Source organism: Ensifer sp. MJa1 (assembly GCF_037026475.1).
Lineage (GTDB): Bacteria > Pseudomonadota > Alphaproteobacteria > Rhizobiales > Rhizobiaceae > Ensifer.
In genome coordinates this window covers 146,418-159,844 of record NZ_JAKUMO010000007.1, presented here as the reverse complement: position 1 = coordinate 159,844, position 13,427 = coordinate 146,418, and the positions used below count along the sequence as shown (strand labels likewise).

13 protein-coding genes and 1 pseudogene are annotated in these 13,427 nt (G+C 60.6%); 6 read left to right on the top strand and 8 right to left on the bottom strand.

Annotated elements, in window-relative coordinates; all coding sequences use genetic code 11:
* The first annotated feature begins 682 nt into the window (after positions 1–682).
* Together MKZ91_RS12175 and MKZ91_RS12170 are read left to right on the top strand one after the other, a co-directional pair.
* Positions 683–895, top strand: coding sequence for a hypothetical protein (locus MKZ91_RS12175; protein WP_336171133.1), 213 nt, complete (start codon positions 683–685; stop codon positions 893–895).
* Positions 896–1,191: 296 nt separating this feature from the next.
* Positions 1,192–1,458: a hypothetical protein gene (locus MKZ91_RS12170; protein WP_336171132.1), complete on the top strand. Its 267-nt coding sequence runs from the start codon at positions 1,192–1,194 to the stop codon at positions 1,456–1,458.
* Positions 1,459–1,678: 220 nt separating this feature from the next.
* Here the strand turns inward: MKZ91_RS12170 and MKZ91_RS12165 are convergent, their stop codons facing one another.
* The 3 genes and pseudogenes from MKZ91_RS12165 to MKZ91_RS12155 form a co-directional block, all read right to left on the bottom strand.
* Positions 1,679–2,014: a hypothetical protein gene (locus MKZ91_RS12165; protein WP_336171131.1), complete on the bottom strand. Its 336-nt coding sequence runs from the start codon at positions 2,012–2,014 to the stop codon at positions 1,679–1,681.
* A gap of 800 nt (positions 2,015–2,814) precedes the next feature.
* Positions 2,815–3,036 (bottom strand): hypothetical protein, encoded by a 222-nt coding sequence (locus MKZ91_RS12160; protein ID WP_336171130.1) that lies wholly within the window; start codon positions 3,034–3,036, stop codon positions 2,815–2,817.
* Positions 3,033–3,233 (bottom strand): annotated as a pseudogene (locus MKZ91_RS12155) (DUF433 domain-containing protein); the annotation flags it as partial. The pseudogene MKZ91_RS12155 and the gene MKZ91_RS12160, both read right to left, overlap by 4 nt.
* Before the next feature lie 89 nt (positions 3,234–3,322).
* Here MKZ91_RS12155 and MKZ91_RS31600 point away from each other — a divergent pair.
* The gene (locus tag MKZ91_RS31600) at positions 3,323–3,664 is read left to right on the top strand and encodes a hypothetical protein (RefSeq protein ID WP_442892256.1); all 342 of its coding nucleotides are present in this window, start codon (positions 3,323–3,325) and stop codon (positions 3,662–3,664) included.
* On the opposite strand, the gene hmpA is transcribed toward MKZ91_RS31600, so the two are convergent.
* On the bottom strand, positions 3,605–4,819 hold the full coding sequence (gene hmpA / locus MKZ91_RS12150; RefSeq protein ID WP_336171129.1) for an NO-inducible flavohemoprotein: 1,215 nt from the start codon (positions 4,817–4,819) through the stop codon (positions 3,605–3,607). The two genes, MKZ91_RS31600 and hmpA, sit on opposite strands and share 60 nt — an antisense overlap.
* A gap of 24 nt (positions 4,820–4,843) precedes the next feature.
* Positions 4,844–5,509, bottom strand: a complete 666-nt coding sequence (locus MKZ91_RS12145) for a DUF1971 domain-containing protein (RefSeq protein WP_336171128.1) — start codon at positions 5,507–5,509, stop codon at positions 4,844–4,846.
* Between the two features lie 105 nt (positions 5,510–5,614).
* Between MKZ91_RS12145 and MKZ91_RS12140 the strand changes: the two genes are divergently transcribed.
* From MKZ91_RS12140 to MKZ91_RS12130, 3 genes are all read left to right on the top strand, one after another.
* Positions 5,615–6,064, top strand: coding sequence for an Rrf2 family transcriptional regulator (locus tag MKZ91_RS12140; protein ID WP_336171127.1), 450 nt, complete (start codon positions 5,615–5,617; stop codon positions 6,062–6,064).
* A gap of 591 nt (positions 6,065–6,655) precedes the next feature.
* Positions 6,656–7,513, top strand: coding sequence for a LysR family transcriptional regulator (locus MKZ91_RS12135; protein WP_336171126.1), 858 nt, complete (start codon positions 6,656–6,658; stop codon positions 7,511–7,513).
* 150 nt (positions 7,514–7,663) lie between these two features.
* Complete coding sequence (locus MKZ91_RS12130; protein ID WP_336171125.1) at positions 7,664–9,061, top strand: amidohydrolase family protein; 1,398 nt, start codon at positions 7,664–7,666, stop codon at positions 9,059–9,061.
* A 177-nt stretch (positions 9,062–9,238) separates the two neighbouring features.
* Here the strand turns inward: MKZ91_RS12130 and MKZ91_RS12125 are convergent, their stop codons facing one another.
* The 3 genes from MKZ91_RS12125 to MKZ91_RS12115 form a co-directional block, all read right to left on the bottom strand.
* Positions 9,239–9,943, bottom strand: a complete 705-nt coding sequence (locus MKZ91_RS12125) for a GntR family transcriptional regulator (RefSeq protein WP_336171124.1) — start codon at positions 9,941–9,943, stop codon at positions 9,239–9,241.
* Positions 9,944–10,169: 226 nt separating this feature from the next.
* Positions 10,170–11,366, bottom strand: a complete 1,197-nt coding sequence (locus MKZ91_RS12120) for a cyanate transporter (RefSeq protein ID WP_336171123.1) — start codon at positions 11,364–11,366, stop codon at positions 10,170–10,172.
* A 342-nt stretch (positions 11,367–11,708) separates the two neighbouring features.
* Positions 11,709–13,427, bottom strand: coding sequence for an ABC transporter ATP-binding protein (locus tag MKZ91_RS12115; RefSeq protein ID WP_336171122.1), 1,719 nt, complete (start codon positions 13,425–13,427; stop codon positions 11,709–11,711).

Below are 13,427 nucleotides of genomic sequence, written 5' to 3'. Positions count from 1 at the left end.
ACATAGTGAAGGCGATCCGCATCTCACCGGATCGAACGATATGGAACAGCCGTACCAGATGCCGAGGTCATCGACCTGCTGGCGGAAGAGCTTTGGAACGTACCAGAGGCGATAGCAAAGGAATTGGTGGGCATTGACGCCAACAAGAGGGACGCTGCCAAGCGAACGATCACCAATGTGCTGCTGACCGCCCTTACTTCCAGACATGAATGCACGTTCTTTCAGCCGGAGTATCGCGGCATGGGGCCGTCGTCCTTTCCGTCATAACGTGAAAGAACGGCCCGGAACGATGTTGAAAACCGCGCGTTATTCGACCAGGCTCCAGTAGCCTTCCCCCGCCTGGAGCCCAGTTGCACAGCACACTCTCGGCCCCGTTGCGCCTTTCGGGGCCGTCTTTTTTCATCCGAGTACTAGCAAAAGAACGGTCCCACACTAAATAAGGCGCTGCGCATATTCTTCCCCGCCCTCCGGGGATTGAAAGCGCATTCGCGCTTCATCATTAATGAAGCCACTGGCCTCGTCGCCCCAGGACGACGAGGCCTTTGAGTTGGAACCTTCATGAGGAGAGTTCTGGCGATGATTTTGATTCCGCCCGAGTTTGGCTGCAGAGGTGGTGAAGGCTCTGATGCCTCTGGTCTGATCGCCTCCATCAAGTATGCGTTAGCCGGCGAGGCTCCGTTCGATGCGCGAGGTCTATGTTTCAGGTCTCTCGGGAGCAGGGTTGTTATCGAAGGCAAACTTGCCGAGCCTGGAAGCGACGAATTTGTTCGGCGGCTGGCTCAGGACATCGTCGGAGCCGATCGTGTCATCGTGCGAATTGGTTGCCCGCCGCGAGGCGCGCAATAATGAAGGCCACCAGGGCCAACCGGCCGGCATAGCGGAACCATTTCAGTGAGTGCGCGTTAAGATCTAGCCTACGGTCCACCCCCCGGATTCGAGGCTGAGCTCCAACGCTAGTCCCCGGAATGGAGCCCATTTGCGCTATGCTGTCCTCAGGCCTCGATCACCCCCTGACTGGGCCGTCTTTTTTCTCAGCGCCGGAACCACTTATCGAGACAGCAGTTTTGAGGGCACGCAAGAGCCAGCAGGCTCCATGTAGTAATCCCTTTCCCCGCGTAGCAGCCCATTTAAAGGCCTCCTAGATGGCTCCGCCGTCGTACTTCCCCCATCCCATTCTCGGGAGGAGCGAACATGACGAAGACCGGGCGCCGCCATATGAAGGCCAGCGAGATACCTGCATTCGTCGTCGACGTGATCGAGGTCGGCTGCGACATCAGCGCCGTCGGGCACGAGAGCTGCGTGATTGGCGATATCGAAGAACAGGACGCCGCGATCGAGGAGCTTGACCGCGTCGGAGAAAAGTACGGGAACCGCGATCCGCTAAAGCAGGAGATTGTAAATTACCTTTGGTCGATCGGCCGATATGTAGACATTGCGTCCGAAGGCACGCGGCACTGACTCAGCCGGCTTTGCCTAACCCAATTTGAGTACGCACCTAACCCCCTAGGATGATTGCGCTCGATCAGCACGACGATGCAACCGTGGCTGCACAACAGAACTAATCCATGGTTGTGTATTCATTGCCGTGCGGCCACTGCTTTAATGCACGCATTGCGTTTTGCATGGTTTGTTTGACGACCTCCAAGGATGAGGCCCCGCGTTCCCCTGCGGGGCTTCATTAATGCTTGTTTCTCGCGAACTGCACACTCTTTCTTGGCATCGGAAACTTGCCGGCATGAAACGGGCTCTCGATAGCGCCAACCATGCACGCGAGCGAAACGCCGATCGAGCCGGTGTTGCAGCCCCGAGTATGGGCCGCGTAGTTGTCGTCGGCCGTGTTCACGTTGTCAGCGATGGTGTGGTCGCCGCGGACCACATTGCCGGAGCCTTCGACGATGAAGTGGTAGTGCTCCTTGTCGAGATCGGATGCCTTGTAAGCGCCGGCACTCCAATGCGCGATGATACGCGACATCTTCACCGGCTGGAGCCATTCCAGCGGTAGGCGGTATTTCATAGCGATGTCCTTATGAGTTGGGCGAATGTTCGTTCGTCGCCGGCCCGGCTTCCCCGATTGAACAAAACCGTGTATTTTACTGTTTTCTTATATATTTGAACGAATGCCTTGCGATTTTCAGAACCGAAGCATTTCAGGGGGCAACTATGGAGCTTGGCGGGACAACAATCCGCGCCCAATTCCTGGGCAATTTCACCACTTTATCGAGAGATCCGCTCTTGGGCGTCTTCGAGTTTTCAACGTCGACGAATACGGCGTTCGAGGTTTTAATGGACCGCCATGGGGCGGAGTCACTGCTGTCGGCGCTCGTCCAGTTCCTATCGCAGGGACAGGCCGTAGAGTTTGACGATGGGATGTAGCTCACGCCGTCACGAGATGCTCGCGACATGGTGATTTGCCCGCGATCAAATGTAGCTGATATGTTTCAGCCCATGACGCACAGCGATTAGTACGGATCTAAAGGGTGAAGCGAACCAAAGAGTTATGGGCGCTTCACCCTTTTTCGTTGCCTTGTCAGCGAAATGGTCCCCGGCTGGAGCCAGTCCAGCGGTAGGCGGTAGGTCATCTTGAAATTCCCCTTGAGTGGATCAGTTGTGGGAGTGTTGGGAAAGCGCGCGAGGCAGCGATGGATTGCTCCGACAGCTTTGAAATTCAGTGCCAAAACTGCGGCGCGCGAGCGCCTCGTTCTCGGAGGTGGAGACGGGAGAGCAGATTCAGTGCTCCGTGTGCTGGACTGTCAGGAGCTTGGCAAAAGAGGATGTTCTGCAGATCTGCCGGGAAATTCGCAGGTCAACGCTAAATTAACCTGACGAAATGCAATCTGTGGTCGGTAGCCATTGTCCCTTCACCTCACAACGGCACCCGGAACCGCAGTCAACCCACCGGCTGCGGTTTTGCCGTTCAACGCAGCTTTTCAAGCCACCCAATTTCATCCAGACCACATGGCTTGTTTCGCCATGGCCTTTTTCGATTGCTATTTTTGCCAGTTCCGGACTGAGGCACTGGTCGATCAGAAACTTCATCCCGACTTCCTGCGACGACGGGGGACGCGGCGGTCTGTGACGATGACGGAGCCTTTGGGAAGGTCGCCAAAGGCGCGAGGTCGACCGCGCAATGGGTTCGCTTCCGCGTAGATTGAGGCAAGCCTTATCTTTTCCGCGTCCAGGCTAGGCCAGGCTTCTAGAATGCGCTCCGCCGAATGACCGGCAGCGACTAGGGTCTTTCTATCAGGCCGGCGACCGCAAAGAGCGAGAGGATCTTCGCCCAAGCCGTTCCATAGATCGCACGGAAGCCGTCGCCGACATCCGTGTGAAACTGCTCACTCAAGCCGGAACGGCGGGTAACGACATAATCACGGGTACCGCAAACTCCGATCTTCTTTCCGGCGGCCGTGACAACGATGCCCTGAATGGCGGAACGGGCAGCGACACCTATGTCTATGACCGCCGCATTCTAGGCAGTCCAGTTTGCAAGGGCCGATTGAGCTCCGCAGTGCTGCCCTGTTCATCGGCGGCATTTTTCCAAGATCGGCGCGCGAGCGCCGATCTTGCCGGGGTGAGAACGTCCAAGCGCTCCGAGGGTTGCTCTACTTCATGCCGCGAGCAGTTCGTCCGACGGTCCGAAGAACTCAAAGTGAACGCGTTCGCTTGAAACACCTTCCCGTGCGAGAGCCGGAACGAGCGCGCGAAGGAACGGTTTGGGGCCACAGAGGTAGAATTCTGCCTGGTGAAGCGGAGTGTTGGCGCGCAGCCAGTCCGCGGTGATGAAGCCGTCGAAGTCGTGCGACAACCCCGCCGCATCTTTGCTCGTTGGTTCGCTATAAAAGCTGCTGATCGTGATCTTGCCATGGGCGTTGGCAAGGGTGCGAACATGCTGGTCCATGGCATGTGTTGTGCTGTTCAAGGCGCCATGGACGAAGTGAGCTTCGAGATCCGGATGCTCTTCAACGATTGTCTCCAGAATGCTGACCATCGGTGTGAGGCCAACGCCGCCCGACAGCAGCACGACCGGGGCCTTTGGCATGTCCGGCAGATAGAAGTCACCCGCAGGTGGTGTGACCTTCAACAGCGTGCCGACTGTCGCTTCATCATGGAGGTAGCGTGACCCACCTTGTCCCTGCGCTTCCCGCTTGACCGAGATGCGGTAGAAACTGTCGTTCGGACCACTGGAGATCGAATAGTTCCGCTTCATCTCGACGCCATTGTCCAGCTTGAAACGAAGGGTGAGATATTGGCCGGGCTTGTGACGGGCGACGCGGCCACCATCCTTCGGCTTCAGGATGAAGGATGTGACGACGTCACTTTCGCGAACCTTCGAAGCGATGATGAAATCTCTCCAGCCGTTCCAGCCGCCCGAACGCTTCAGGAGTTCGTCACGGATTTCGACTTCGCGTTGCAGCAGGATATCTGCCAGGAACCAGTAGGCCTCGCCCCAGGCGTTCAAGAGTTCAGGTGTTGCGGCGCTCCCGAGCACGTCTTCAATGGCGGCAAGCAACGCCGTTGCCACATAGGGGTAATGTTCAGGCAGGATGTGATAGCCGATATGCTTATGGGCGATGCGCTCGACCGCAGAGCCAAGCGCTCCAAGATTGTCGATGTTCTGAGCGTAAGCCAGAATGGCGGCCGCCAGTGCGTTGACCTGTGAGCCACTTTCGCCCTGATTGGCATGGTTGAACAGCTCCCGGATATGATCGTCGCGAAAGAGACGCGCATACATGCTCTTGGTGATGTCAGTGCCGTGCGCTGCTAGCGCCGGGACGCTCGCCTTGACGATCTGGATAGTCTCCGGTGAGAGTGATTTCGGCATTATCTTTCCTTTCGATGTGATGGATCAGGCGGTGGTGGGTTCGTGATCGTAAAAGTGCAGCTGGCAACGCACCGGGCCCACGATTTCTAGGTGGTGGGCAAGCTCCGGCGGGATGACAACGCTGGTGGCGGCGGCGAGTTCGGCTGCCGGTTGAGGGGGGAGGCAGTATTTCAGCACGCCCTCGAGCACGCTGAGCTTCGCCCAGGCACCCGGGCGAAGGCTGTGGGCCTGCCGTAGCGGCGCCGGGATCGTGTGCTCGTTGAAAACAGGCGTGCTTCGAAAGGGCTGCGAGACCGGCACGGGGTGCACCGAGCGGAGATCGACGCTTTCCGGTCCGAAAAGGGCGCTCGACAGGCGCGACGCAATTCGCGCTGCCTTCAGCTGCAACTCACCGGCAATATCGCTTGGGAGCGCTTCCGAGGTCGCTTTGTGCCAAAGCGCCAACCAGCGCTTGAACATTTCTGGTCGGATGCTTGCTGTGTGGATGAGGTGCATGGCGACGGGGTTGCCTTTGTAGCGGCCCGTCGCCAGCAGCATCGAGCTCCAGAACTCGGTCATGCGCTGAAGATGGTCATCCCAGTCCGTGACCGCGGCGAAGGCTGCGTTCAGGCTGCTGTCGCCGCGAACGTCGGTATAAAAGCGATCGACCACCAATCTGATCTCGGCGTCGGTTATCGCTCGGGTCTTCATCTGGCTCATCCTTAAACATGCATATTAAATACCTCTATTGGTTCGAGCGAAAAGATGCTACTGAAATGCATGTATTTGGACTGGACCTTTTGACGCAGGCCGACGATGAGGCTGACGAAATATACCGACTACGCCATGCGCCTCATGATCTATCTGGGTTCGCGACCGCAGGGATTGAGCTCGATCCGTGAGATATCGGAGGCGTTCTCCATCTCCCAGAACCACATGATGAAGGTTGTGCAGGATCTGGCGAATGCCGGATTCCTTGTGTCCGTTCGCGGCCGCAACGGCGGCATTCGGCTGGCGCGACCGGCAAACGAGATAAACCTTGGAGCTCTGCTGAGACAGACCGAGGAGTTGACCGACCTCATTGATTGCGAGGGGTGTCGCATCGCGCCAGCCTGCACCTTGCCGGTCGTGCTTTCCGAAGCCACCGCCGCCTTCGTCGCGGTGTTCGAGAAGTATAGCCTGGCGGATCTCGTCAGGGGACGCTCGGCGCTCGGCGCATTGTTGGGTTTTGGAACCGAGGACCGTCAAGGTGATGCGGTTTTGTAAGGCCGTTCAGAAATGGCGCCCGCCCGGCCCGCAGCGTCGAGTCTAACGTCGCGAACCATTGGGCGGAGCCGGGCGCAACGGTGATAAGGGCGTCTTCTCACCGTGCAGATCGATCAGTAGAGACTGATGCCCGTTGCACCAACCTTGTTAAAGTTGACAAACCGGCGCGAGGCCAGAGCCAAGGGCACCCCGCTCGCGGGGCGATCTGCGCCTGGAGCGCTGAATAGCTGTCGCGGTCGCTGAGGTTGTACAGATCGTAGCGGCGCTGGAAGCCGATCGCCAAAACGTCACCCGGTCAACAGGGCTAACGACATGCGGCAGAGTTCCGGTGTCGCAGATCCGAGCTACGATGGCGGCGTCTTCCTGTTCTTTTGATCTGATGTGTACGAACTGTATGCGATGCAGTAGAAGAACGCTTTCAATTTGGATGGGCCGCTTCGGAGCGCTCAGCAACGGTTCGCAATCGGCGCCCGCTAGCAGACGAGGGTGGGTCTGGCTGCGGTCTGCAGCCCTCGCAATGCCATCGCTCGGCGACCAATCCGCGACCGCTCATCCATTTGACCATCAGCTCAAGCGCATTTGGGGAGACATGTGAGCCGTTATCCAATGTTTAATCCGCAACTGCTGCTCAGCTTCGTGGCTATTTGCGAGAGCAACAGCTTCACCCGCGCGGCAGAGCGGGTGAACCTTTCCCAATCGACAGTCAGCCAGCAAATTCGCCGGCTGGAGGAGATGCTGGGCAAGGCGCTTTTCGAGCGCACATCCCATCTGGTGCAACTGACGGAAGAGGGCGTCAAGCTCCTGAGCTATGCCCGCCGGATCATCGCTCTGAACGAAGAGGCACATGACGCCTTGGCCGGTCCCTGGCGCGATGGTGTGCTCCGTTTGGGAATGCCTGAGGACTTTACTGTGCCGACGGTCGATCTGTTGGCATCCTTCAACGGCCAGCATCCGCACTTGCGATTGGATGTTACCAGCGGGCTGAGCGCGGATCTGCAGCGTTCCTATCTCGACGGAGAACTCGATCTGATCCTCGTCAAGCAGCGTCGCAGGCAACAGCCGCGCGCGGCGAGGCCGGAACCGCTTCTGTGGCTGGACAGTCTCGTGCGTCCGGCGATCGAACAAGTACCTGTGCCACTGGCGGTGTTTCCGCTCAACGGTCTCTACCGCGAGGAGCTGTGTCAGGCACTCGACAGTCTCGGCATGCGCTGGCGCATCAGTTACAGCAGCGCCAGTCTGGCGGCACTTGCGGCCGCTTCCGCGGCTGGCCTCGGCGTCAGTCTGCTTCCCGCGAGCTGCCGGCTGCCGTCCCACCGGGTGCTGGGCACTGCCGAGCAATTGCCTTCCGTCGACGATTTTGAACTCGCGCTCTTTTATCGCGACAATGCGAGCCCCGCCACGCTCGCCCTTGCCGAGCGGCTCATCGAGTACTGCGGATTGCGGCGTTGACAGGAGTCTCCGCCTCGCGGTCATCGATAAATGCGCAGAAAACGCGCAGGGTCATTGGCGAATCGAATGATCAGCATTCACAAATGTCGCTGCCATGCCATGGCGGCGTTGGTTAGATTGGCGTCTATCCCAATCCATGACGAGGCAAAGATGTTGGAACAGATGCTACCGCAAAGCCGCCGGGCGTTTCTCAGCCAGACGGGAATGCTGACCACCGCTTGTGCAGTCGCCGGGCTTTCCGGCGGGGCGGCGCGTGCCGCCTCGGCAGGTACCGGTGTCAGCGCCGGTGAGGCGGGCATCAAGAACTTCGCCGATCGCCACTACCTGTTGACTGGCGTGCGGCTGGAAGAGGGGTTCGAGTATGACGACGACATCGTGGTCGCAACCCGTACTGCCCTTTATGCTCTGGAGATCAAGGACGGCGCGATCGTTGCCCTGCACCCGCAAGCGGCTGGCCTGCCCGAGGGGGTGCCGCGTTACGAGGCACATGGACAACTGCTGCTGCCGACGATGCGCGATATGCACATTCACCTGGACAAGACGTTCTATGGCGGCCCGTGGCAGGCGCCTCGTCCGCGCCAGGGCAAGACCATCATGGACATGATTGCGCTTGAGGAGAAGCTGCTTCCCCAGTTGCTGCCGACTTCGCAGGAGCGCGCAGAGGGCCTGATCGCCCTGTTGCAGTCCAAGGGAAGCACGGTGGCCCGCAGCCATTGCAACATCGACCCGGTCAGCGGCCTCAAGAGCCTCGAGCACCTGCAGCGGGCGTTGGAAAATCATCGTGACGACTTTTCTTGCGAAATCGTCGCTTTCCCCCAGCACGGCTTGCTTCATTCCAAGGTCGATGGACTGATGCGCGAGGCCATGCAGATGGGCGTCGAGTATGTCGGCGGCCTGGATCCGACGAATGTCGACGGTGCCATGGAAAAATCACTCGATGCCATGTTCCAGATCGCACTCGACATGGGCAAGGGCGTGGACATCCATCTGCACGAAACCAGCCCGGCCGGCGTCGCGGCGGTCAATTACATGATCGATACGGTGGAGAAGAACCCGGCGTTGCGCGGCAAGGTAACGATCAGCCACGCCTTTGCGCTGACTACCCTTGCTCCGGAAAAACTGGAAGAAACGGCCATGCGTCTGGCCGAACAGAAAATATCGATCGCTTCGACGGTGCCGATCGGCGCCCTGATGATGCCGTTGCCGCAGCTCACCCAGAAGGGTGTCTTCGTCATGACCGGAACTGACAGCGTCATCGATCACTGGTCGCCATTTGGCAGCGGCGATATGCTGGAGAAGGCGTATCTCTATGCGCAGCTTTATCGGGGGTCGGACGAATTCCGCCTGTCGCGGTCCCTGTCGATCGCCACGGGCGGCATCTTGCCGCTTGATGATCAGGGCAAACGCGCCTGGCCGAACGTTGGCGATGCGGCTTCGTTTACGCTTGTACCGGCGAGCTGCTCGGCCGAGGCTGTCGCCCGCGTGCCGGCAAGGAGCGCCACGTTCCATCAGGGCCGTTTGGTTTCGGGCGAGGTTGCGCAGGCCTGATCAAGGTCTCCGCTTGCATGACCGGCAAGACGTTCGGCATCGCGCACCGGTAAAAGGCGGTGTCGTGTCGAACGTCGGGGTTGTCGAGAGTTGGGTGGCACGGATGCCCTAATGTGGAGGCGTGCGCGCCGGCGCGTCGCGCACGCCCTTCGCGCGTTTTCCTGAATGCGTAGTACCCTAGGCCAGGCCCTCAGCCACTGCGTAGGCGGCCAGGACCTCCTTGATGTTTCTCTCCCCGTCCTGAGGAAGCAATGCGCGCGTCGTGACTGAATCGAGGTGGTGGGCCATCAGCGCTGCCGCCTCGTCGGTCTTGCCGGCAACCAGCTTATCCAGAAGCTCCTGGTGTTCCGACACCGCGCATTCCGATGAGTGCGGTCGTCCATAAAGCGCAAGGATCAGAGAACTGCGGGCAACCAGCTCGTTCACATAGCGCATCAGGCTGGTGTTGTTGGTCATCTGCGCGAGCAGCGTATGAAACTCACCCGCCAGCCGGATCGACGGTGCGCGCTCCTTCATCGCAGCCTCTTCGGCGGCAATATGCGCGGAAAGCGTATCGATCTGTTCACGCGTCAGCTTGCCTGAAAGTGTCTCCACCACCAGGCGTTCCAACGCCATTCGCGTCAGAAACAGGTTGCGGCCCTCTTCAAGGGTTGGTCGGGCAACCATTGCCCCCTTGTTCGGCCTCAGTTCGACCAGTCCTTCCTGGCTGAGCCTGACCAGTGCTTCGCGCACGAGGGTGCGGCTGACGCCCAGCCTTTCGCCGATCGAGTCCTCCGGCAGCTTTGATCCCGGAGACAGCGCCTGGTCGAGGATTGCGCGTTTTAGAACGCGATGGACGGCCTGGGCGCGGCCGCCGCCCCCGTCGCTCTCTTTTTTCGCCATTCCGATCACTCCAACTCGTAACAATTAATTCCTCGAATTGCATACAAGATGGCAAAATGTCCAGTGGTTTGCTTGCGCGGCAGACGCCGGGTCTCGTTCGCCGGCAGAAACGCTGGGGCTCGTCGCCAGCCGATGGCCACCACATCTCTTCCCGTTAAGTGGTCCGGACGGGCAAAACGGCATCCTCGCCCGCAGACAGGAAAGGAGGCGAGCACCAGTCGTCGTCTCAAGCCGGTGACTGCATGGCCTGGGCGTAGCGTGAGGGGTTGAAGCGCATATAGAGGAAGAACACGCCGGCAACGCAGACGAGATGCAGCGTCCAGCCAGGGGCGAAGCTGCCGCTGATGTCGTGCAGGAATGCCGTGGCAAAGGGGCCGAGAGATGCAATCAGAAAGCCACCTCCCTGCATCAACGCCACCAGAACGCCTGCTTCCTCCGGTCGCGGCAGATGATCGAGCGCGGTGACGATTGCCAGCGAAAAGCTGCTACCGAGGCCGGCGCCGCACAGGCCCGCCCAGACCGCGGGCGCGGCCTCAGGAAGAAAGGCGAGACCGGCAAAACCGATTGCCTGCATCGCCAGCGTCAGGCGCAGGAATGCGCGACGGTCGATGTTGCGGCGAGCCAGGACGGGCAAAGCGAGGGCTGCAACTGCCTGACATAGGGCCATCAGCGCGACCAGATTGCCGCTGTCGCCGCTGTTCCAGCCGAGTGACTGGTAATAGGACGCGAGCCAGGCGACGGCGGAGGAGTAGCCGGCGTTGACCAGGCCGAAGGCGAGGATAAGCGTCCAGGTCCGTGGCCGCCGAAGCAGCCGTCCGGTCAGAGCCTTGTCCGGGCTGTTGCTGCGCGAATCCGAAAGGATGAGAAACGCAGCACCGAAAGCGACAAATGCCGGGGCTGCAAGCCAGGCAAGCGCCGGGCGCCAGCCGAAACCGTGGTTGACGAGCAATGGCGTCAACCGCGCGCCCAGTGCGCCCCCACCCATCAGGATCGCGGAGTAAAGGCCAGTAACAACGGGAATGCTGCGAGGAAATTCCGCCTTGATGATTCCGGGGAACGCTGCCTGGATGAAGGCGACGCCAGCGCCGCAAAGGGCCGCGGTCATCACCAATGCCACGCCTCCCGGCGCGACGAGCCGCAACAGGGAGCCGGCAGCCAGCACGAGCAAAGCGATGAGGATGCCGCGCCGCGTGCCGATTAGCGCCTGCAGGGACGGCGATAGGAAGGCGCCCACACCCATCAGCATCATCGGCAGCAACGTCAGAAGCGCCAGGCTGCCATATCCCATGCCGGTATCGGCGACGATTTTTGACAGCACAGGACCCGGCGCCGTGAGAAATGGTCTCAGATTGATCGCGACCATCACGACGAGAACGAGCAGCAACCATTGCCGGCCCTTTTGAGGCTGGGTCTTCTTGGTCATGATCGGGTGTTTCCTTTACGTCTTCTTCTTATTCCTGTGGCCCGGAGGGGGCGTCCGCGTTGCGCGCAGAGTTGTCACCGGAGACAGAACTCCAGCTTTCGAAACGGAAGCGGCTCCGGAAAAGCCGCCCCACCATTGCGCGTCCCGACCGAGTAAAGGAGGGTGCACGGTTGTTTCAACCGCGCCATGGCTTCCGGATTGATCATGTGCGCGCTGTTCGATCAGGCCCCAGCAGGGGCGATACCGTTCCGTGTGCCGTGCCGTTGGTCTGCTTTTCACCGACCTCCTTGGTCGAGCAAGGAGACTGGCGGAACACTCTGTGGGGGCGTCTGGCTTCTGCTCTCACGCCGACGCCAGTTCCCGCCCGAAGATGCGCTCCACCGAGGGCGCGAGGCGCAGCAGCTCGCGCGTGTATTCGTGTTTCGGCGCCGTGAAGAGGGTTTGGGTCTCCGCAAGCTCAACGATCTCGCCCGCCTTCATCACGGCGACGCGGTCGCACATCTGGCGGATGACCGCGAGGTCGTGGCTGATGAACAGCATGGAAAGGCCGGCGAGATCGCGCAGGTCCTTCAGGAGGTTGAGCAGTTGCGCCTGCACCGAGACATCGAGCGCCGAGGTCGGCTCGTCGCAGATCAAAAGCGACGGGCGCGGCCCGAGCGCGCGAGCGATCGCGATGCGCTGACGCTGGCCGCCGGAGAAGGCGTGGGCAAAACGCGTCCCCGCATCTGCGGGGAGCCCGACCGCCTCGAGCAGGGTGCTGGCGTCCTGCCTTGCCTCGTCCGCGTTCGAGGCGAGCTTGTAGAACAGGATCGGCTCGGCGATGGCGGCGTTGATGCGCAAGCGCGGATTGAGCGCCGAATAGGGGTCCTGGAACACCATTTGCAGGGATTGTCGGATCGATTTCTCACGCCGGGCGCCGAGCGCCGTGCCTTGAAAATCGATCGAGCCGGCGCTCTGCGTGACGAGACCGGCGATGGTGTTGGCAACGGTGGTCTTGCCGCAACCGGATTCGCCGACGAGGCCAAAGATCTCGCCGCGCCGGACGTCGAACGAAACGCCCTTGACGGCCTTGAAGACCGAAGTCTTGCGGCCGGGGAGCAGCGAGCGTCCCCCGTACTCTACGGCAAGGTCGCGCACTGAGAGCACCACGTCATCGCGGCTGCCGATCTCACTCCTGGCGCTTTTGCGGCGCACGGCAGCGCGGGCGTCAAGAGTTACCTGCGTTTCCTCGCTCGGCACCGGCAAGCGGTCGAGACGCGCATCGATGGGGGGGACGGCGGCGATCAAGGTGCGGGCGTAGGGCGCCTTCGGCGCCGTCAGCACCTCGCGCGTCAAGCCGCTTTCCACGACCACGCCGTTTTGCATGATGGTGACGCGGTCGGCGATCTCGGCGACGACGCCCATGTTGTGGGTGACGAGCAGCACGCCGACGTCCCGTTCGTCGGCCAGATCGCGAATGAGCTTGAGGATCTGCGCCTGCACCGAGACGTCGAGAGCGGTGGTCGGTTCATCGGCAACGATCAGCTGCGGATTGCAGGCAAGGGCCGTGGCGATGACGACGCGTTGACGCTGCCCACCGGAAAGCTGGTGCGGATAGCTGCCGAGCCGGCGTTCCGGTTCCGGAATACCGACGGCCTTCATCAGCTCCAGCGCCCGGGCCTTCGCTTCACGGGACGAGAGCTTCAAGTGGGTGAGCATGCCTTCGCAGAGCTGGCTTCCCACCGTAAAGAGCGGATTGAGGCTCGTCATCGGGTCCTGGAAGATTGCGCCGACATCGCGCCCGGGCACGATGCCTTCGGTTCGGCCGGTGCGCAGGTCGATTTCCTTGCCGGCGATCACGATCGAGCCTGCAGCGATCTTGCCGGGGGCCTGCAACAGGCCCATCAGCGCATTGCCGACGGTCGTCTTGCCAGCGCCGGATTCACCGACAAGGGCGTGAATTTCGCCGGGCCGGATCGTGAGGTCGATGTCCTTCACGGCGACAAGCGTGTTGCCGTTGGCCAGCGGATATTCGACACGAAGATTGCGGATGTCGAGGACGGGGCGCGTTTTGTCGGTCAT

What these genes read in the sequence shown, in the direction of transcription:
- MKZ91_RS12175 (WP_336171133.1), top strand. Translation starts at nt 683, where the DNA reads ATGCGCGAGGTCTATGTTTCAGGTCTCTCGGGAGCAGGGTTGTTATCG.
- MKZ91_RS12170 (WP_336171132.1), top strand. Translation starts at nt 1,192, where the DNA reads ATGACGAAGACCGGGCGCCGCCATATGAAGGCCAGCGAGATACCTGCA.
- MKZ91_RS12165 (WP_336171131.1), bottom strand. Translation starts at nt 2,014, where the DNA reads ATGAAATACCGCCTACCGCTGGAATGGCTCCAGCCGGTGAAGATGTCG.
- MKZ91_RS12160 (WP_336171130.1), bottom strand. Translation starts at nt 3,036, where the DNA reads ATGAAGTTTCTGATCGACCAGTGCCTCAGTCCGGAACTGGCAAAAATA.
- hmpA (WP_336171129.1), bottom strand. Translation starts at nt 4,819, where the DNA reads ATGCCGAAATCACTCTCACCGGAGACTATCCAGATCGTCAAGGCGAGC.
- MKZ91_RS12145 (WP_336171128.1), bottom strand. Translation starts at nt 5,509, where the DNA reads ATGAAGACCCGAGCGATAACCGACGCCGAGATCAGATTGGTGGTCGAT.
- MKZ91_RS12140 (WP_336171127.1), top strand. Translation starts at nt 5,615, where the DNA reads ATGAGGCTGACGAAATATACCGACTACGCCATGCGCCTCATGATCTAT.
- MKZ91_RS12130 (WP_336171125.1), top strand. Translation starts at nt 7,664, where the DNA reads ATGTTGGAACAGATGCTACCGCAAAGCCGCCGGGCGTTTCTCAGCCAG.
- MKZ91_RS12125 (WP_336171124.1), bottom strand. Translation starts at nt 9,943, where the DNA reads ATGGCGAAAAAAGAGAGCGACGGGGGCGGCGGCCGCGCCCAGGCCGTC.
- MKZ91_RS12120 (WP_336171123.1), bottom strand. Translation starts at nt 11,366, where the DNA reads ATGACCAAGAAGACCCAGCCTCAAAAGGGCCGGCAATGGTTGCTGCTC.
- MKZ91_RS12115 (WP_336171122.1), bottom strand. Translation starts at nt 13,427, where the DNA reads ATGACCGACAAAACGCGCCCCGTCCTCGACATCCGCAATCTTCGTGTC.